General features: G+C 67.7%; 17 protein-coding genes. 12 read left to right on the top strand and 5 right to left on the bottom strand.

Annotated features, from left to right (window positions below; genetic code table 11):
* Window positions 1-95 precede the first annotated feature (95 nt).
* Both V8688_RS09125 and V8688_RS09120 read right to left on the bottom strand, forming a co-directional pair.
* Window positions 96-1,289, bottom strand: a complete 1,194-nt coding sequence (locus V8688_RS09125; protein WP_342800606.1) for a hypothetical protein — start codon at window positions 1,287-1,289, stop codon at window positions 96-98.
* Complete coding sequence (locus V8688_RS09120; protein ID WP_342800605.1) at window positions 1,286-5,422, bottom strand: DEAD/DEAH box helicase; 4,137 nt, start codon at window positions 5,420-5,422, stop codon at window positions 1,286-1,288. Before V8688_RS09120 ends, V8688_RS09125 begins: the two co-directional genes overlap by 4 nt.
* A 396-nt stretch (window positions 5,423-5,818) precedes the next feature.
* Between V8688_RS09120 and V8688_RS09115 the strand changes: the two genes are divergently transcribed.
* The 6 genes from V8688_RS09115 (at window position 5,819) to ftsX (ending at window position 10,648) form a co-directional block, all read left to right on the top strand.
* On the top strand, window positions 5,819-6,676 hold the full coding sequence (locus tag V8688_RS09115; protein ID WP_342800604.1) for a helix-turn-helix transcriptional regulator: 858 nt from the start codon (window positions 5,819-5,821) through the stop codon (window positions 6,674-6,676).
* 56 nt (window positions 6,677-6,732) lie between these two features.
* Window positions 6,733-7,851, top strand: coding sequence for a peptide chain release factor 2 (prfB, locus tag V8688_RS09110; protein WP_342800603.1), 1,119 nt, complete (start codon window positions 6,733-6,735; stop codon window positions 7,849-7,851).
* A gap of 140 nt (window positions 7,852-7,991) precedes the next feature.
* Window positions 7,992-8,849, top strand: a complete 858-nt coding sequence (locus tag V8688_RS09105; RefSeq protein WP_218717628.1) for a mechanosensitive ion channel family protein — start codon at window positions 7,992-7,994, stop codon at window positions 8,847-8,849.
* On the top strand, window positions 8,836-8,985 hold the full coding sequence (locus tag V8688_RS09100; protein ID WP_218717629.1) for a hypothetical protein: 150 nt from the start codon (window positions 8,836-8,838) through the stop codon (window positions 8,983-8,985). The genes V8688_RS09105 and V8688_RS09100 overlap by 14 nt, the downstream gene beginning before the upstream one ends.
* Window positions 8,986-9,056: 71 nt before the next feature.
* Window positions 9,057-9,746 carry a cell division ATP-binding protein FtsE gene (ftsE, locus tag V8688_RS09095; protein WP_218717630.1) on the top strand — a complete coding sequence of 230 codons (690 nt, stop codon included), beginning with the start codon at window positions 9,057-9,059 and terminating at the stop codon, window positions 9,744-9,746.
* A complete protein-coding gene (gene ftsX / locus V8688_RS09090) occupies window positions 9,746-10,648 on the top strand; it encodes a permease-like cell division protein FtsX (RefSeq protein WP_218717631.1) in 903 nt (300 codons plus the stop codon). The genes ftsE and ftsX overlap by 1 nt, the downstream gene beginning before the upstream one ends.
* A 27-nt stretch (window positions 10,649-10,675) precedes the next feature.
* On the opposite strand, the gene V8688_RS09085 is transcribed toward ftsX, so the two are convergent.
* Window positions 10,676-11,050, bottom strand: a complete 375-nt coding sequence (locus V8688_RS09085; RefSeq protein WP_342800602.1) for a MerR family transcriptional regulator — start codon at window positions 11,048-11,050, stop codon at window positions 10,676-10,678.
* A gap of 60 nt (window positions 11,051-11,110) precedes the next feature.
* Here V8688_RS09085 and V8688_RS09080 point away from each other — a divergent pair, with 60 nt between their 5' ends.
* A complete protein-coding gene (locus tag V8688_RS09080) occupies window positions 11,111-11,872 on the top strand; it encodes an alpha/beta hydrolase (RefSeq protein WP_316575809.1) in 762 nt (253 codons plus the stop codon).
* Window positions 11,873-11,879: 7 nt separating this feature from the next.
* On the opposite strand, the gene V8688_RS09075 is transcribed toward V8688_RS09080, so the two are convergent.
* Complete coding sequence (locus tag V8688_RS09075) at window positions 11,880-13,298, bottom strand: glycosyltransferase family 39 protein (RefSeq protein ID WP_342800601.1); 1,419 nt, start codon at window positions 13,296-13,298, stop codon at window positions 11,880-11,882.
* A gap of 130 nt (window positions 13,299-13,428) precedes the next feature.
* Here V8688_RS09075 and V8688_RS09070 point away from each other — a divergent pair, with 130 nt between their 5' ends.
* The 4 genes from V8688_RS09070 to V8688_RS09055 all read left to right on the top strand — a co-directional run bounded on the left by V8688_RS09070 (window position 13,429) and on the right by V8688_RS09055 (window position 17,248).
* The gene (locus V8688_RS09070) at window positions 13,429-14,823 is read left to right on the top strand and encodes an acyl-CoA dehydrogenase family protein (RefSeq protein WP_218717635.1); all 1,395 of its coding nucleotides are present in this window, start codon (window positions 13,429-13,431) and stop codon (window positions 14,821-14,823) included.
* Between the two features lie 31 nt (window positions 14,824-14,854).
* Window positions 14,855-16,069, top strand: coding sequence for an acyl-CoA dehydrogenase family protein (locus tag V8688_RS09065; protein ID WP_218717636.1), 1,215 nt, complete (start codon window positions 14,855-14,857; stop codon window positions 16,067-16,069).
* 130 nt (window positions 16,070-16,199) lie between these two features.
* Entirely contained in the window at window positions 16,200-16,673 is a 474-nt protein-coding gene (locus tag V8688_RS09060; RefSeq protein WP_218717637.1) for a hypothetical protein, read from the top strand.
* Window positions 16,674-17,080: 407 nt separating this feature from the next.
* Window positions 17,081-17,248 (top strand): hypothetical protein, encoded by a 168-nt coding sequence (locus V8688_RS09055; protein WP_218717638.1) that lies wholly within the window; start codon window positions 17,081-17,083, stop codon window positions 17,246-17,248.
* A gap of 33 nt (window positions 17,249-17,281) precedes the next feature.
* On the opposite strand, the gene V8688_RS09050 is transcribed toward V8688_RS09055, so the two are convergent.
* Window positions 17,282-18,241 (bottom strand): DUF5996 family protein, encoded by a 960-nt coding sequence (locus V8688_RS09050; protein WP_218717639.1) that lies wholly within the window; start codon window positions 18,239-18,241, stop codon window positions 17,282-17,284.
* A 225-nt stretch (window positions 18,242-18,466) separates the two neighbouring features.
* On the opposite strand from V8688_RS09050, the gene V8688_RS09045 reads away from it, so the two are divergent.
* Window positions 18,467-18,610, top strand: a 144-nt coding sequence (locus V8688_RS09045; protein WP_342800632.1) for a diiron oxygenase, incomplete at its 3' end; no start/stop codon positions are given.

Below are 18,610 nucleotides of genomic sequence, written 5' to 3'. Positions count from 1 at the left end.
GCGAAGCAGACAGGCTCCGCACTCAGTTCCATCTGATGGCAGGGAATCCGGGAAAGCACCCTTTGACTGGGGGAATCCAGCGAATCGTCGGCGAATCAGCCGGGGAATTCGTGCACGGCCTGCTCAGCACCGATACCCTCGGTGGTCCGGATCACCGGACCGGCATCCGAGGGCTCAGCGTTCGGAAGAGCCGGATCGTTCGCGGTGATGGGCGCGAAATACTGCCAGCCGTCAGGCAATTCCTCGGTGAACAGGAATATCCCCTGCTGCGGGCGTTCCGGCAGGCAAGCCAGAATCCACCCACCCTGGCGGTCTGTGCACTGCCGCAGGTACTCGACGAAACTGTCGAACTGGGGTGGACGCCAGGTCTTGTCGCCGACCAGGTGCCGCACACCGTGCGCGAACGTCGTATTGATCATTCCGCCGCCCCGAAGGGCGTCGCGCAGGTGTGGCTGCCCAGTGAGCAAGTCCAGCAATCGGCACCCGACACCGACATCATCCATCGACTCCAGCTCGTCTGGGGACAACGGTGTCAGTGCGAGGATCGCGGCGCGCAGGATGCCATGCGGATCGAACTTCTTTCCGGCTTTCAGCGCGGTCTTCTTGATCTGCTTCGGGGTGGGCGAAACCATCCGAGTCCGCGGTGGTTTCGGTGCCGGTCGCGTAAGCCCCTTGGCGGTCGCGACCAGATCGGCTGTGCCCTGAAAACCGTAGTCGGCGGCGCTGAATCCGGCGATCCGACGCTGAAGTTCGCGATGGATGTCCTGGACCGTGTGTTCCTCGCTCCCGTTGTTCAGCTCGGCGATGATGGTGGTCACCACATCGAGCAGTCGATGGCGAGCCAGCGGCATGGTGTAGGTCATATCCGCGAGCCGCGGAGCGATCGGGTATTCGCCGACCAGCCCGATCACCCACCGGCGTTGACGTTGCAGGACGTCGACGGTGGCCGACTGCCGGACCAGGTCGTCACCGACGACGAAAGTCTTCACCCACGCATTCGACAGCGCCTCGAGAATTTCCGCGCTGAGCACCATCGACTGGTCGGCGCCCGCAGCGGGACAATGCCTGACCCGGAATCCGCTGTCGATCGAGAACTGCTCGGCGATCGCCCGCTGGTCGGGCTGAGCACAGTCCGCGACGACGACACGGTGGGCGATGCCGCTGGTCAGCATCAGTGCCCCCGCGGCCGACTCGATATGGTCGAGCACCTCCGCGGGATCTCGGTCGCCTGGTGCGATGCCGGTGAAATGGCGCGCGCTGATGAAAACCGCGACCTCTTTGCTGCTCACATCGACCCCGATTCTCTCGTCGGTTCTTCGGAACTCTTCTCGGCCACCCGCATCCGGACACCGTCGAGCAACCTGCTCGCGTCGGTCCGGCTGAGCAACGGCGGCGCCGAATGCAGGATGTGCAGGATCTTCTCGCCGGTCAGCTGCCGCACCGCACCGAGCTCGAAGCGGTACGAGGACTCCTCGGTCAGGACCGCACCGTCGCCGTCTTCGAGCAATGCGCGCAGCTCGTCCTCGGAGAGCCGTGGATCGCCACCGGCTTCGAAATCGTCGACTTCGCCGAATACCGGACTCTCCGTGTCCGATTCGAGTTCGATGATGCGGTACATGGTCTCGACCAGAACGGAAGGTTCGACGACCACGCTCTGGTGCACCGCGTCCACCAGCGGAGCCGAGACGACGTCGAGCGAGACACCCTGGCAGGCGACCACCAGCATCCCCGCACGCGCCCAGGTACGCGCGTCGGTCAGTGTTACCTCGGTCTCGGCGAGCAGAACGACCAGCGGCTCAGCGGTCGGTTCGCTGCTGCGCACCAGCAGCCGGTTCGCGTGTTCCAGAGTGACGGTGAGCCCCATGGCTTCGAAGACCAGCTTCAGGTACCTCTGTGCCGTTCGGACGTCGCCGCTGGTCAGGTTATCGACCACCGCCTGGCAGGTGTAGTGCTGCACGAGCATGCGCTCACCGATGTCGCCGGCCATCGTCCGGCCGAACTGGATGCTTTTGTCCTGCCGCGCGCGCAGTTCCTTCACGATCTTCGTAAACTCGGGCAGCTCGAAGAGCTGATTCTGCCACTGGTCCAGCTTCTGCTTGGAGGGTGCGACCGCCCGGGGATTCCGGATGTTGCCGCGCACCAGTGCTGTGAGGTCGGCGTGCCGCTTCGCGATAACGGCCGGAACCAGATGGACCAGCCGATCACGGTGTGTCGCACGCAGATTCAAGCGCGAGAGCGGGCCGAGTTCGATCGGCAGACCGTAGGCGATGGCGTCGGACATGCGCTCGAACATCCGGAAATGGTTGTTCTCGGGCAGCACTCCGACCAGGTCGCACACCGTATCGAACACATAGCTCGTGTTCTCGCCGAGAGCCCGGACATCCGAGGGATGAACCGGCGGGCTCGGCGAGGGCGACTTGGACGACTTGTCCGGCCGATGCTGGACCGTCGCTTTGACCGACTCGGCAATGACCGGGAAGGGGCAGCCACGCATCCACAGCAGCAGCACGGTCGCGCGCAACAACGCGTTGATCTCGCTGAGCGAGGGTTCCGGCCTGCTCAGATCGAGCAGGTCGTAGAGCCTGCGCGCAATGGCACCGTCACCGATCAGATCCTCGTTCTGCACCAGTAGTCGCAGACGCGCCGAGAGCTCGGGTGACAGCGTGACGTCCGCGGCTTCGGGGGCTCCGTCCATCAGCCATCTCGCGAGCCGGATCACTCCGCGCTTCTGTTCGGACTCGGCCTCGAGCGGCAGATCACTGCGTACCGCGATCCAGGTCGTGCTGTCCACCACATGCTGGGTCTGTGTCGCCGCGAAGAGCAGCGTCAGGTGTCCCGCGCCCTCGGTCAGCGCCTGCGCCATCCGCTCGATGGACGGCGCGTCCGACAACGGCAGCCCGCTGTGTCCGATCGCACGTCCCAGCGCGGTGATCCGCACCTGACCGTGCCGGGTTCCTTCCAGCAGCCGGGTCTGTACCAGCTTGTCCACGACGCTGCCGGGCGAGATCTGGTCGGCGGCGCCCGGCTCCTGCGCCTTCAGAGAGAGGGTGTACATGGTGTTCACCTCCGCCTCCAGGTCAGTTCGCGGCTGTGACTTGAACACTCGCTTGGAATGCTCGAGGAGCAGGATGGCCAGGGTTTCATCGTCCAATCTGGAGGTGACGGTCAGGCCGCGCTCCTTGTACTTGATGTAGTGCGCGAACACTGCTTCGCGGTCGGCCAGCGCGGCCAGTGCGCGGCGACGGACCGTGTCCAGCCCGCCGGTCTGCTCGATGTGCCGCGCCAGTTGTTCCTCGTCTTCGGCCGCGAACTCATAGTCGCCGTCCTTGGGCGGAGAGTTGGGGATCACCAGGTAGCCGCGCCCCCGTCGGGACACGCCCACCCGACCGGCGTACTGGGTGATACCGAGGCGGCCCGCTCGTCCCAGCCGCTGCGCGACCGCGTTGCGGTCGATGATGGTGCTGGTGCCGACATTGTTCGGGGTGGTGATGGAAGCCACCACCACAACGTCTGCCGGAAGGTTGATACCGAGTTTGAGGGTGTCGGTGGCGAAGAGCAGCCGGATGTTTCCCTCCCGGAAACCCCACTCCATCTCCTCGCGCAGAAACGGGTCGAGGCGGGCGGTATGGAATCCGATGCCGGTGCCGAGGGCCGCGATGACCTGATCCCGCTCGTGACTGTCCGGAATTCGGGTGAACTCGCGGTAACGGTCCTCCGCATCCGACCGGGCGATTCCGGTGCGGAACCGGCCGAGGTAGGGAAGGTCCGGCGGCACCGGGCCGAGTGCCTTGATGCTGGTCGCGGCCTGCTGGATGATCTTGGCGTAGCGCTCGGCATGGTCGCGGGCCTGCACGAAGCACAGGATGCCGCGATTTCGGAACTCGCCACTGTTGTCCCGTTCCGCCAGCAGGTCCAGACACAGCGTCAGCACCCGGCTCTGATACGGGTTGATCGTGCGCAGCTTGCGGGTCGCGTCCATACCGCCCGCGTCAGCGATCGGCCGCAGTTCGGTGGTGACGTCGTCGGTCAGCAGCACCCGTTCTTCCTTGTCCATGCTGCGCACGATCTTCTCCAGCGGCACCGGGCGCACGGTGGCACGGATCACCGCATCGCTGTCGATCTCCAGCCATTTCGCGATCCGCTCGGTAGAGGAGGCGTCGAGTTGGGCAGCCAAGGCGATGATCGGGATACGGGAATGCGCGCGGCGCAGTCTGGTCAGCAGCATCTCCAGGCGGGTTCCGCGGGTGTCCTCGGACAGCATCTGGAGTTCGTCGGCGACCACGACGCCGACATTGTCCAGGCGCATGCCGCGGCTGAGCAGCGCGGCCAGCTTCTCCGGGATCATCACCGCGATGTCGAAATCGCCACGGACCAGCGCATCGTCATGGTCGGGATAGTCGCGAGAGCCCGGCACCACATTCCATTCGAGGCCGGTGCCCTGCTGCCAGTCCTTCCAGTCCTGCACCGCCTGGGTGACCAGGGCCTTGATCGGCATCAGAATGATCGCCTTCTGATTGCGATGTGCGCAGTAGGAGGCCGCGATCCGGCCCGCGTAGCTCTTGCCGCTCGATGTCGGGCCGAGCAGCAGGATCGATTTCTTCTGCAGCATCCGGCGCGCGAGCAATGGCAGCAGCCCTTGCAGAAGTTCCAGTCGGCCGGTTTCGCTGATCCCGTGCTGTACCGCCGGCTCGTCGCTGTTGTCGTCCCGGAACGAGATCATCTGTTGCTCGGCCCGGCGCAGCTTGTTGGCCAGCGTCTTGGGCAGCAATGCCTCCAGGTCGTCGGCGGCGGATGTTTCGCGCCGCAGCGGCAGCAACTGCTGATCGAGGAGCTCTGTCAGATGCCGCAGCGCTGCTTGCGATTTGGGTGGAAACCCGCTGGTGTTCAGCAAGCCGTTCTCCCAGCGTGCCGCTGTGAGCGTCTTGGACATGTCCATCTGCTTGCTCTTGAGCCTCTTCTTCGCTTCGCTGCCGGCTCTGGCAGCGGTCCTGGAAGTAAGCGCGTAATACCACGCGAGGATCGTCATGCGTTCCGGCGCAGAGGCCTCGGGTCTGTCGGCGTATTCCCGTTCAGCGCGACCGATAGCAGGCAGCAGCACCTCGTCGACCAGCTTCCGGCCGAGGTCGACGGCGGGCAGAGCTTGCAGTTCCTCGTGCAATTCCGCGTGCAGAAACCGTTCTGCGGCACCGATCTGCGCCAACACATGGTCGGTCGCGGCGGTCCGCCGACCGCTCACCCCCTGATACTTGGCGAGGCCAAGCAACTCCGCGTACATGGTCCACCACACGAGCCAGTCCCGATCCGGCCCGAACCGTGCCTCGGCGCTGCGGCGACTGCCATCGGTACTTCTGGTGATCCGACCGAGCGGCTGCTTCTCCCAGCCCGGTTCCAGCCACGTGGGAGTGGTGTGCACGGGTGTCATATCGCGGTACCTCCGACTAGTGTGCGCTGCAAGGGATTCCGGGCGGACCACCGCCGTATCGGAGGCCGCGGGACGATCGTTTCGACTGCGCGGCGCGGCGAGCGGCGTGTCGGCCGACGCACCCCTGGAGACCTCCGACATGCCCATACCCGCTCTTCCCTCGATACCGAGCAGGGAGCCGGTACCAACTCCCATTCGACATCGGGGAAAAGGGGAAACAAACGGATCGGCTCGGCCGGTAGAGGAGAAACACGTGGGGAAAATGTCCTTTGGTGCAGTCCGGCAGCACTCGTGTTCCGGCCACTACCCGGCTACGCGACTACCAGCGCGCCGCGCTGGCCGGTTACCGGCCGATTGCAGCGCACACCGTGACAGCGGATGGGTACCGTCGATCGGGTGAGCGACAACGAACTCGGTCTGTTCCTGCGGACCCGCCGCGAGGCCGTCACACCCGCCGAGGTCGGGCTGCCCGCCGGGCCGCGCAGGCGCACGCCGGGGCTGCGCCGCGCGGAGGTCGCGATGCTGGCGGGGGTCAGCGTGGAGTACCTGATCCGGCTCGAGCAGGGTCGCGACCGGCACCCCTCGCCGCCGGTGCTGTCCGCGCTGGCCGAGACGCTGCGGCTGAGCCCACGCGAACGGGTGCACCTGCACCAGCTCACCAAGGGCATGTCCGGTTTCAGCTGCGGCGCCGCCGAGAACGGCCCGAACCGCACGGTCCGGCCGACGATTCGCGCGATCCTCGACCAGCTCGAGCCTGCGCCCGCCGCGATCACCAACCGGTTCACCGAAGTGCTGGCCTGCACCGCCGGCTACCGCACGCTGATGGCGCCCAGCGGGCTGTTCGAGCAGGGCGAACCGGCCAATGTCGCGCGGTTCGTCTTCACCCATCCCGGCGCGCGCGAGCTGTATCCGGACTGGGACGAGGCCGCCGACAAGCTCGTCGCCTCGCTCAAGCAGGGCCCGTTCCGCGCCGACCCGATGGTGGCGGCGCTGGTCGACGAGCTGACCGTGACCGCGGGCGCCCCGTTCGCCGACCGGCTGGCCGCGCTGCCGGGGCTGCCGCCCTCGGGCGGGATCAACCGGATCAGTCATCCCGAGGCGGGCACGCTGCGGCTGGCCTACGAATCGCTGGATCTGTCCATCGACGACGACCAGTCGCTGTATGTCCTGCTGCCCGCCGACGAGGCCAGCGCGACGGCACTGGATCGACTGCTCGGGCGACGTCTTGGCGGCCTGCGCGCCATCGCGAGCTGACCCGCGCGGGTGCGCGTGTTTCACGGTGTCGGAGCCGACCGGTAACCTTGGGAATCGTGCATCCTGACGTTATCGCCGACCTCGCCGAACTCGACACCACGCTCAAGACGGTCGAGTCGGTCCTCGATGTCGAGGAGCTACGCCGTCGTATCGACGAGCTCGAGCACCAGGCGGCCGATCCCGAGCTGTGGAACAACCAGGACCACGCCCAGCAGGTGACCAGCGAGCTGTCGCACGCCCAGAGCGAGCTGCGCCGCGTGGAGGAACTGCGTCAGCGCCTCGAAGACCTGCCGGTGCTCTACGAACTGGCCGAGTCCGAGGAGGGCGCCGCGGCCGAGGAAGCCACCGCCGACGCCGACAACGAGCGCGCCGCGCTGCGGGTCGACATCGAGGCGATGGAAGTGCGCACCCTGCTCTCGGGCGAGTACGACAAGCGCGACGCGCTGGTCAACATCCGTTCCGGCGCCGGTGGCGTCGACGCCGCGGACTGGGCGCAGATGCTGATGCGCATGTACATCCGCTGGGCCGAGCGGCACAAGTACGTCGTCGAGGTCTACGACACCTCCTACGCCGAGGAGGCGGGCATCAAGAGCGCCACCTTCGCGGTGAAGTCGCCCTACGCCTACGGCACCCTCTCGGTGGAGATGGGCACGCACCGGCTCGTCCGGATCAGCCCGTTCGACAACCAGGGCCGTCGCCAGACCTCCTTCGCCGAGGTCGAGGTGCTGCCGGTGGTCGAGACCACCGACCACATCGAGATCCCCGAGGGCGAGGTCCGCGTCGACGTGTACCGCTCCTCGGGCCCGGGTGGGCAGAGCGTCAACACCACCGACTCCGCGGTGCGCCTGACCCACATCCCCACCGGCATCGTGGTGACCTGTCAGAACGAGAAGTCGCAGCTGCAGAACAAGATCTCGGCCATGCGCGTGCTGCAGGCCAAGCTGCTCGAGCGCAAGCGCCAGGAGGAGCGCGCGCAGATGGACGCGCTCAAGACAAACGAGGGCGCCTCGTGGGGCAACCAGATGCGTTCCTACGTGCTGCACCCGTACCAGATGGTCAAGGACCTGCGCACCAACTATGAGGTGAACAACCCCTCGGCGGTGCTCGACGGCGACATCGACGGCTTCATCGAATCCGGAATCCGTTGGCGCATGCGGGAACAGGCCGACGCGTAGCCACCTGTTCGCTCGGCCGGTGTGACGCTGTTCGCGTTTGACCGGGCACCGTGACCCCGCTGTAACCTTTCGGGTGTGTGTTCGAGCGAACCGGAACTGTGCCAGCGCAAGCCCCGTCGACTCTCGGCCGGGGCGAGGCGATGAGCGGCGTCCTGGCGATCAACACGGCACCGGAGATCACCGCGTGGCTGCGGTCCAGCGGGCTCGAGATCGTCCTGCTGGTGGTCGGCGCGATGCTGTTCGGCCGGTTCGCGGCGTTCGTGCGCGACCGGGTGACCACCAAGATCGACGCGGGCTTCCACTCGAGCGACGCGCTGGTCCGCACCGAGGCCGCCAAGCACCGGCACGCCCTGGCCCAGGTGATCACCTGGGTGGTGCTGACCATCGTCTACGTGCTGGTCGGCATGGAGGTGCTGCGCAGGCTCGGCTTCGCGGTGACGGGTCTGGTGGCGCCGGCGGCGGTGCTCGGCGCGGCGCTGGGTTTCGGCGCGCAGCGGATCGTCCAGGACATCCTGGCCGGGTTCTTCCTGATCACCGAGCGTCAGTACGGTTTCGGTGACGTGGTGCGGATCGCGGTCACCGGATCGGCCGACGCGGCCGAGGGCACCGTGGAGGACGTGACGTTGCGCATCACCACGCTGCGCAACTCCGACGGCGAGGTCATCACCGTCCCCAACGGGCAGATCGTGAAGGTGACCAACCTGTCCAAGGACTGGGCACGCGCCGCGATCGACGTGCCGGTGTCGGCGCAGGCCGACATCACCAAGATCAACGAAATCCTGCACGAGGTGTGCACCAAGGCCTACCAGGACCGCCGCCTCAAGCCGCTGCTGCTCGACGAACCGTCCGTGATGGGTGTGGAAGATCTCTCGCTCGACGAGATGAACATCCGGATGGTTGCCCGCACATTGCCGGGCAAACAATTCGAGGTGGGGCGCGAGCTGCGCGTGCGCGTCGCGGCCGCCCTGCGTAAGGAAGGAATCAGTGAAACCACGTAAGTCGACGGCGATCCTCATGGCCACCTGGGTGTCCACGTTCGTCGTCTATCTGTTCGTCAAGCCCGCCGACACCACCAGCACCGGACCGGTCTCGCTCCTCAACGCCGTCCCCACCTGGGTCGATCAGACGCCATAGGGTTGCTCGACGCCTCGCCGAGGCCGTCGGGGCCCGGTCACCGGGGAGGTCGCTGGCTACACTGGCTCCCCGTGATCACCATGCGCAACGTCACCAAGTCGTACAAGACCTCGACGCGGCCGGCGCTGGACAACGTCTCCGTCGAGGTGGACAAGGGCGAATTCGTCTTCATCATCGGCCCGTCCGGTTCGGGGAAGTCGACCTTCATGCGACTGCTGCTCAAGGAGGAGTCGCCGACCGCGGGCGAGATACGGGTGGCCGATTTCCGGGTCGACCGGTTGCCGGGGCGCAAGGTGCCCAAGTTGCGCCAGCGGATCGGCTGCGTCTTCCAGGATTTCCGGCTGCTCCAGCAGAAGACCGTGGAACAGAACGTGGCCTTCGCGCTCGAGGTGATCGGCAAGCGGCGTCAGTTCATCGAACGCACCGTGCCCGAGGTGCTCGACATGGTCGGGCTCGGCGGCAAGGGCAATCGGCTGCCCTCGGAGCTGTCCGGTGGTGAGCAGCAGCGCGTGGCGATCGCGCGCGCGTTCGTCAACCGGCCGCTGGTGCTGCTCGCCGACGAGCCCACCGGCAACCTCGACCCCGACACCAGCGCCGACATCATGGCGCTGCTGGAACGGATCAACCGCACCGGCACGACCGTGTTGATGGCCACCCACGACAACCACATCGTCGACGCGATGCGCAGGCGGGTGGTGGAGCTCGACCACGGCAGACTCGTGCGTGACGAAGCGACCGGTGTCTACGGGGTGGGGCGATAATGCGACTGAGTTTCCTGTTCACCGAGGTCGCCGACGGTCTGCGCCGCAACCTGACGATGACCATCGCGATGATCCTGACCACCGCGGTCTCGCTGATGATGCTCGGCGGCGGCATGCTGTCGGTGCGGATGGCCGACAAGACCGAGAACTTCTTCATCGGCAGGCTCGAGGTGCGGTTCTATCTCGACGACGCCGTCTCCGACACCGACCCGGACTGCGCCGCCGACCCGTGCAAGTCGCTGCTCGCGGATCTGAAGGGCACCTCCGGCGTGGAGAGCGTGCAGTTCCTCAACCGCGCCGACGCGCTCGAGGAGGCCAAGAAGCTGTTCGCCGATCAGCCCGAGATGGTGCAGTACATCGCCGACTCACCGCTGCCCGCCTCGCTGCGGGTGAAGATGACCGACGCCGATCAGTACCAGCACATCTACGACAGCTTCGCGACCAGGCCGGGCGTGCGGATCGTCGCCAACGACAAGGAGTTCGTCGACCGGCTGGTCAGCCTGTTCGACGGCCTGCGCAATGCCGCGTTCGGTCTGGCGCTGGTGATGGCGCTGGCGGCGATGCTGCTGGTGCTGAACATGGTGCAGATCGCCGCGTACACGCGGCGCACGGAAGTCGGCATCATGCGCCTGGTCGGCGCGACCCGCTGGTATACCCAGCTGCCGTTCCTCTTGGAGGCGGTGGCGGCCGCGTTCGTCGGCTCGGTGCTGGCGATCCTCGGGCTGGTCATCGCCCGGCCGCTGGTGATCGACCGCGCGCTGGGCCCGCTGTTCGACAGCAATGTGTTCCCGCGCATCACCGGCGACGACATCGCCGTGGTCGCGCTGACCATCGCCCCGATCGGCATCGTGTTCGCCGCCGTGACGGCCTATCTCACCCTGCGCTTCTACGTCAGGGAGTAGTCCCGACACCGCGCCGGCGGGGACCTGTTATCGGGTCCCCGCCAGCGGCGTCTGTGCGCCGAGTGAGGCGTCGAGTTGCGCGGTGAGTTCGGTGCGCTGGCGGTCCAGATCGGCGATGCGCCGGTCCAGCTCGGCGGTGCGCTCGGACATGATCCGCACCGACATCTCGCATGCCTGCACCGGTCCGTCCGGTTCGGCGCACGGCATCAGCTGAGCGATGTCCTCGGTGGTGAGGCCTGCCGCGAGCAGCTCGCGGATCTTCGCCACGGCCGCCACCGCCGATTCCGGATAGCTGCGATAGCCGTTCGGGTCGCGGTGCGGATGCAGCAGCGACTGCTCCTCGTAGTAGCGCAGCAGCCGCGTGCTGACCCCGGTCCGGTGCGCGAGCTCGCCGATCAGCATGTGATCGCCCGCACGTTCGCCTTGACCTTCACACCCATGTGAATCCCTAACCTCCGGCGCATGACAACGATTCCCCTGCGGACCACCGTCCACGGCTCCGGCCCCGGTCTCGTGCTCGCCCACGGCGCCGGTGGCGCGATCGCGAGCAACTTCGGCGTCGTGCTCGCCGACCTGGCCGCCGAGCACACGGTGGTCGCCTCCGACTATCCCGACGACGACACCCCGCTCGACCTCGATGCCCTCGCCGACGCACTGGTGGCGGCCGCGGTCGAGGCGGGCGTGCCGACCTTCACCGTCATCGGTTTCTCCCTCGGCACCGCCGTCGCCGTGCGCGCGGCCGCCCGGCATCCGCAGCGGGTCACCGGCCTGATCCTCACCGCCGGGTTCGCCGCCCCGGACAACCGCGCCCGGCTGGCCGTGCGGGCCTGGCAGGAGCTGCTCGCGCGCGACGCCTCCGACAGCTTCGCCCGGCTGGTCCTGCTGACCGGGTTCTCGCCGGAGTTCGTCAACGCGCTGCCCGCGGCCGCGGTCGACGAGCTGGTCGCCCAGACCGCCGCCTCGATCCCGGGCGGGACCAGGCAGCAGGCCGCGCTCATCGAGACCGTCGACACCACCGCGGACCTGGCGGGCATCACCGTGCCGACGCTGATCGTGAACACCACCGCCGATCTCCTCGTCGACCCGGCCAATTCCCGTGCCCTGGCGGCCGCGATTCCCGATGCCGAGTACACCGAGATCGACGCGGGTCATGTGGTGATGGCCGAGCAGCCCGACGAATGGCGCAAGGTGCTGCTGGAGTTCCTGACGCGACACGGTCGGTAGTCCGCGGTCAGCCGAGGGCGCGCAGCCGCGGCCACACCTGCGACCACGGCCGCACCGGCTCGCGGCAGGCGAACAGCGGTGCGCCCTGCTCGTCGTTGTCGAGGCCGAGTCCGTTGTCGAGCACGCCCGCCGGTTCGACGACCGCGCACAGGCCGTCGAGCCGGTCGCGCTCGATGCCGACGGTGAGCACCGTGGTCGCGGTGTCCGGCGGCGGGCCCCACCACCAGTAGGCGTTGTGACCCGAATACGGTGTCGGCAGACCGTATTCGGCGCCGTAGCGTTCGATGGCACCCGCTTCGCCGTAGTTCGCGGTGAGCACGGCGGCCCCCGGTGGCCGGGCGGCCGCGATCTGCGCGACATAACCGGACCAGCCGACGGTCTCCCCCGCGTCGTAGTTCACCGCGAGCACCGGCGACTCCGGCAGCTGCGCGACCGGAAGCACCGGCAGGAACAGCACCGCCGACAGCACCGCGTTCACCGCGACCACCGAACCCACTGCCCCCCAGCGCTTTCGCGAGTCCCCGAGCACCGTGGCGAGCCCGACCGAACCGGCGGCGAGCAGCACCGGATACATCCCACCGAGGTAGTACGCCTTGCCACCCGCCACCAGGAACAGCACGAACAGCAGGCCGTAGGCGAGCGCGAACGCCTGATACCGCGAGCGCCACAGCCGCCACAGTCCGTATCCCCACAGCGGCACCAGCAGCGGGCCGAACAGCCCGAACTGCAAGAGCACGAACATGATCGGCGAATCCGAGGTCCCCGACGACCCACCCGCGATCGCCCGGCTCAACGCCCACTGCGGCCAGCCGTTGTCGGCCTGCCACCACAGATACGGCGCCGCGAGCACCGCCGAGATCCCGAGCGCGACCGCGAAATACCCGGTGGCGAAGACTCTTCGCCGACCGGTCAGCAGCAGCGCGGTGGCGAGCGCACCGACGGGCACGGCGATCAGCACCTTGTTCTGCACCGCGAGCCCGGTCACCGCGCCGACCGCGAGCCACCATCGCGGATCGGCTCCGCGCACCAGCTTCAGCACCAGCAGGCAGATCAGCGACCAGCCCGCCAGGTCGAACACCGTGGTTCCGAACAGATGCCCGGCCGCCTGCACCATGGCCGCGCTCGCCACCGCGGCGGCCGCCAGCGCCCGCGCGCCGCGTCCGCCGCCCAGTTCTTTCGCCATGAGCCCGGCGCAGACCACGACGAAGGTCGCGGCGGCCACCGCTGGCAGCCGCAATACCCACAGCGCATCGGGGTCGATCGTGGCCATGAGCCGGGCGAGCGCGGGTGTCAGCGGGGGCTGATCGGGATATCCCCAGTCCAGCCGGCGGCCCGCCGCCAGGAAGTACATCTCGTCACGGTGGTAGCCGTAGCGCGTCGTGGTGATCAACAGAACAAGGGCGAAAACCGACGCGATCACGGTCACTCGTCCAGACTGACACGAAATCCCCGATTTCGCGGACATCGACGAGCTTCTTACTCCAGAGTAAGATAGTCTTACCGAGGAGTAAGATAGCTGGGGTCCACAGCGCCCCGACAGCCGAGGAAATCAGGTGATGATGAGCACTCGAGACAGCGCGACGAAGCGACGTCCGAACGACACGTCCGCGGTCGGCCTCAGCCAGCCCAAGCGGGACTGGATGGGCGCCGCCATGCGCGCTTTGACGACCATTACCGGGTCGGAGCTCGCCGAGAAGTACAACCTGCGCAAGCCCATCGAACGCGTCACCTACGAGGGCACCAAGACCGGGTTCCGCACCCTGGGCGCGGCGACCCGGACCTTCGCCAAGGTCACCGGCGGCGGCCAGCCCAAGCGGCTGCCCGACAACGAGGCCAAGACGAAGGACTACTTCGACCTCACCCCCTCCGACGAGCAGCAGATGATCGTCGAGACGGTGAAGGACTTCGCCGGTGAGATCCTGCGCCCGGCCGCCTACGAGGCCGACAACGCGGCCAAGGCGCCGCGCGATCTGCTCGAGCGCGCCGCCGAACTCGGCATCACCCTGATCAACGTGCCCGAGGAGCTCGAAGGCGCGGCCAGCGAGCGTGGCGCCGTCACCAACGCCCTGGTGGCCGAGGCCCTCGCGCACGGCGACATGGGTCTGGCGCTGCCGATCCTGGCGCCCAGCGGCGTGGCCGTCGCGCTGTCCCAGTGGGGCACCGACGCCCAGCAGCAGACCTATCTGCCCGCCTTCACCGGCGAGAACGTGCCGCAGGCGTCCGTGGTGATCAACGAGCCGCGCGCGCTGTTCGACCCGTTCGCCCTGCAGACCAAGGCCACCCGCTCCCCCAGCGGCTTCCGCCTCTCCGGCGTGAAGAGCCTGGTCCCGGCCGCCGCCGATGCCGAACTGTTCATCGTGGCCGCCGAGCTCGACGGGCGCCCCGCGCTGTTCATCGTCGAGTCCGACACCGCCGGACTGTCCGTCGAGGCCGACCCGAGCATGGGTCTGCGCGCCGCGGGCCTGGGTCGCCTGGTGCTCGACAACGTGGCCGTCGGCGCCGACGCCGTGCTCGGCGACGGCGACGCCAAGGCGCGCGCCGAGGAGTACGCCGACGCGGTGCAGCTGGCTCGCCTGGGTTGGTCGTCGCTGGCGATCGGCACCGGCCAGGCCGTGCTGGACTACGTGATCCCCTACGTGAACGAGCGCGAAGCGTTCGGTGAGCCGATCTCGCACCGTCAGGCGGTCGCGTTCATGGTCGCCAACATGGCCATCGAGCTCGACGGTCTGCGGCTGGTGACCCTGCGTGGCGCCTCGCGCGCGGAGCAGGGTCTGTCGTTCGCCCGCGAGGCGGCGCTGGCGCGCAAGCTGGCCACCGACAAGGGCATGCAGATCGGCCTGGACGGCGTGCAGCTGCTCGGCGGTCACGGCTTCACCAAGGAACACCCGGTCGAGCGGTGGTACCGCGACCTGCGAGCCGTCGGCGTTGCCGAGGGCGTGGTGCTGGTCTAGTCGGTCCGTCTTCGATACCCAGGAGAATTCCATGATCAATCTCGAACTCCCCAAGAAGCTGAAGGCGAGCGCCAACCAGGCCCACCAGGTCGCCTCCCAGATCTTCCGTCCCATCTCCCGCAAGTACGACCTCGCCGAGCACGAGTACCCGGTCGAGCTCGACACCATGGCCGCCATGATCGAGGGCCTGTCGGACTCCGGCACCCAGAAGATCGGTGGCGCCGCCGGCGGTCGCGGTGACGAGGCCGACGCCGACGTGGTCGCCAACGCCAACGGCGGCAACATGTCCGCGCTGCTCAACGCGCTGGAGACGTCGTGGGGCGATGTCGGCCTGATGCTGACCATCCCCTACCAGGGTCTGGGCAACGCCGCGATCGCCGCGGTCGCCACCGACGAACAGCTGGAGCGCTTCGGCAAGGTGTGGGCCGCGATGGCCATCACCGAGCCGTCCTTCGGTTCCGACTCCGCCGCCGTCACCACCACCGCCGTCCTCGACGGTGACGAGTGGGTGCTCAACGGCGAGAAGATCTTCGTCACCTGTGGTCAGCGCGCCACCCACATCGTGGTGTGGGCCTCGGTCGACAAGAGCCTGGGTCGCGCGGCGATCAAGTCCTTCGTCGTCCCGCGCGACGCTCCGGGCCTGTCGGTGGCGCGGCTCGAGCACAAGCTCGGCATCAAGGCCTCCGACACCGCGGTGCTGCTGCTGCAGGACTGCCGCATCCCGGCCGACAACATCCTCGGCTCGCCGGAAGTCAACGTGGAGAAGGGCTTTGCCGGGGTCATGCAGACCTTCGACAACACCCGTCCGCTGGTGGCCGCGATGGCCGTCGGTGTCGCCCGCGCCGCGCTCGAGGAACTGCGCACCATCCTCACCGAGGCCGGTGTCGAGATCTCCTACGACACCCCCGCGATCAATCAGCACGCCGCCGCCGCCGAATTCCTGCGCCTGGAAGCCGATTACGAGTCGGCCTATCTGCTCTCGCTGCGCGCGGCGTGGATGGCCGACAACAAGAAGCCGAACTCGCTCGAGGCTTCCATGTCCAAGGCCAAGGCGGGCCGCACCGGCACCGACGTCACCCTCAAGGCCGTCGAACTGGCGGGCACCCTTGGCTACTCCCAGCGCCTGCTCCTGGAGAAGTGGGGCCGCGACTCGAAGATCCTCGACATCTTCGAAGGCACCCAGCAGATCCAGCAGCTGATCGTGGCTCGCCGCGTGCTCGGAAAGACCAGCGCCGAGCTCAAGTGAGCTGGTAGACGGCGCGAAACCGGTGCGAGCCGCGATGACTCGCACCGGTTTCGCGTTGCGGGAAGTTGTCGGGGCGGCTGACTAAGGTGACACCGTCGCGTGCCGCGGGGCAGGCAGAAGCGAGGGTGGCATGGGCTGGACAGCGAACGGACTGCTCGTCGAAGGGGCGGTCGATCCGACGCGGTTGCCGGGGCACCCCGGCGGTAGCGGCGAGACCGTCGATCTGGCGCAGGCGTTCTCGCGTCCGGTCGACTACGCGGTCGCCGAGGTGGACGGCTGGACGTCGATTCTGGATCCGCACATCCTGGTGACCTTCGACGACGACGTGGTCCTCGCGCTCGCGGAAACTCGCCGCGCACTGGCCTATGTCGCCCACAGCGTGTCGGACGTCTACGGATTCACTTGGTACTCCGGCGGTCAGCCGATTCGGCGAATTATCTACTCCGCCGGCGAGCTCGCCGACGAATCCGGCGAGGTACTGCCCGACGAAGCCCGGCTCGAAGCCGCCATCGACGAGGACTTCACCTTCGACATCATCGCCGGGCTGACCGGACTCGGCTGGGGCAAGATCGCCGACGCCACCTATCGCGTGTGGACGGCCTGAAGACGGATCGACCAACGCCGCGGGGCCGTGTGGATCAGCCGAACCGGACATCAACCCCGAGCAGTCGCCGAACCCTTCAGCCCTGGTTGACCGGACATCTCCGTCTTGGGATGATCTGACGATGACTTCTCTTTGCCGAAAGGCCGATGGCGCGTAGGCCGCCGGGCCGGATGCGGGCCGTACCACTGGCGCATCCGCCGATCTCTCCAATCAGGAACAGACGTGTCGTCGCCGGGGTTTCCGCGCGGACGCAGCACGAAATCGCGCAGTTCGAGGATGCCCGGTGGTGGCCGGGCGCGGTCGACGAAGCGTTGACGAGTTGGGTTGCCAGGGTGCACGGGCCACGGCGGTGGTTGCTCGAGCTCAGTCGCGGGCCAGGGTGTGGTGTACCGGAATGTTGTCCCGCGGTGAACAATTCACGAGAAGTCCTCGAGCAGGCCTTGTGCGCGCTGCCCCGCGCGGCGGCACGGGAACTCCGCGTTCTCGTCCGCCCGCTCGACGAGCGTTTCCTCTCCCGCACGCACCCCGATCCGACCGCCGCGCCGGATAGTCCCTGGTGGCAGCGGCGCTGCTGAGCCTGCCCCGTCGAGACCCGATCCGCTCCCCGCTCAGAGGGCTGTCTGGTCGTCGAGGTGCAGGCGGCGGTCGAGGCGGTGGGGGTCGACGTCGAGGAGTTTGCGGTCCCAGTGGGCGAGGTCGGCGGCGGCGGCGTAGGTGGTGTCGAGGAAGTGCAGGAGGGTGGCGTCGGGGTCGTCGGACTTGCGGACGACGTCGTACGGGAGGACGAATTCGCCCAGGGTGGAATCCCATTCGGCGCCGTCGGGGCCCGCGGGCTTGGTGGAGTAGCCGTCGGGCGCCGGGTAGGCATAGGCGTAGAAGGTGCCCTCGTTGCCGCCCGCCCAGAAGCCGGCGCTGGCGCACTCGCGGGAGTAGGCCTCCTCCATGACCCAGTCGGCGCAGTTGGGCGCGCCGCCGGGGTGCGGCGGCGCGGTGCGGCCGGAGAAGCGGGTGCAGGCCAGGTCCAGGGAACCCCAGAACACGTGCACCGGACTGGTTTTCCCGGCGAAGCCGGCGCGCCAGAGCTGGAAGACCCGCTCGGCCTGGACCAGCTGCTGCCAGAACAGGTGCACGGCGTCGCCGTCGTAGGAGTGATGGGTGGTGTCCTCGGCGAACGGGATCGCGGGGTCGACCTCGTTGGGTGAGGCCTCGATGTCGACGACGATGTCGAGCCGGCCGAGGACATGGCCCAGCTCGGCGTAGAAGTCGGCGACGGTGCGCGGGCGCAGCGCGATCATGGCGCGGCGGCCGTCGCTGGTGCGCAGGACGAGTTCGTGGTCGACGAAGTCGAATTCGATGTCGAGCAGGCGGCCGTCGACGGGGATCGCGCCGGTCGCGAGTCCGCGCGCGGAAACCGCGAAGGTGACGTTCCACCAGTGGTTCACCAGCGGCGTGCCCGCCATCTTCAGCTTGCCGATGATCTGGGTCCACATGTGCAGGGTGTCGCGGGTGTCGCTCCAGGAGTCGACCCGCAGGGTCGGCCACACGGCTTTGGCGGGAGTCAGGGTCATCGTCGGTCCTCGCTCTCTCGGTGCCCGACCGGCGCGGGCGCACCGTTCACTGACAGCCAGGGAGCTGGCTGACTGGTCAACCGTCCGACATGTTCTGCGATGCCCCATCGTACGTCGGCGCAGGTAACGGGCACGGAAAGAGCGAATCACGGACCCGCACAGTTGCCTGAGACTCGGAGTCCCATATAAAGTGAGAGCTGGGCCACCCCGAAGGAGACACCGCTGATGCTGTCCACCACGCTCAAGAACACCGCGACCGATCCCGAGTACCACGAGATCCTGCGCAACCTGTCCGACGGTTCGGTGAACCGGCACTTCGACCCGTATGTCGATATCGACTGGGAGTCGCCGGAGTTCGCCGTCCATTCC

Origin of the sequence: Nocardia sp. No.11 (genome assembly GCF_038752175.1) — a bacterium.
GTDB lineage: Bacteria > Actinomycetota > Actinomycetes > Mycobacteriales > Mycobacteriaceae > Nocardia > Nocardia canadensis.
Note: the sequence above shows the minus strand (reverse complement) of the source record. Positions and strands in the feature narration are given on the sequence as shown.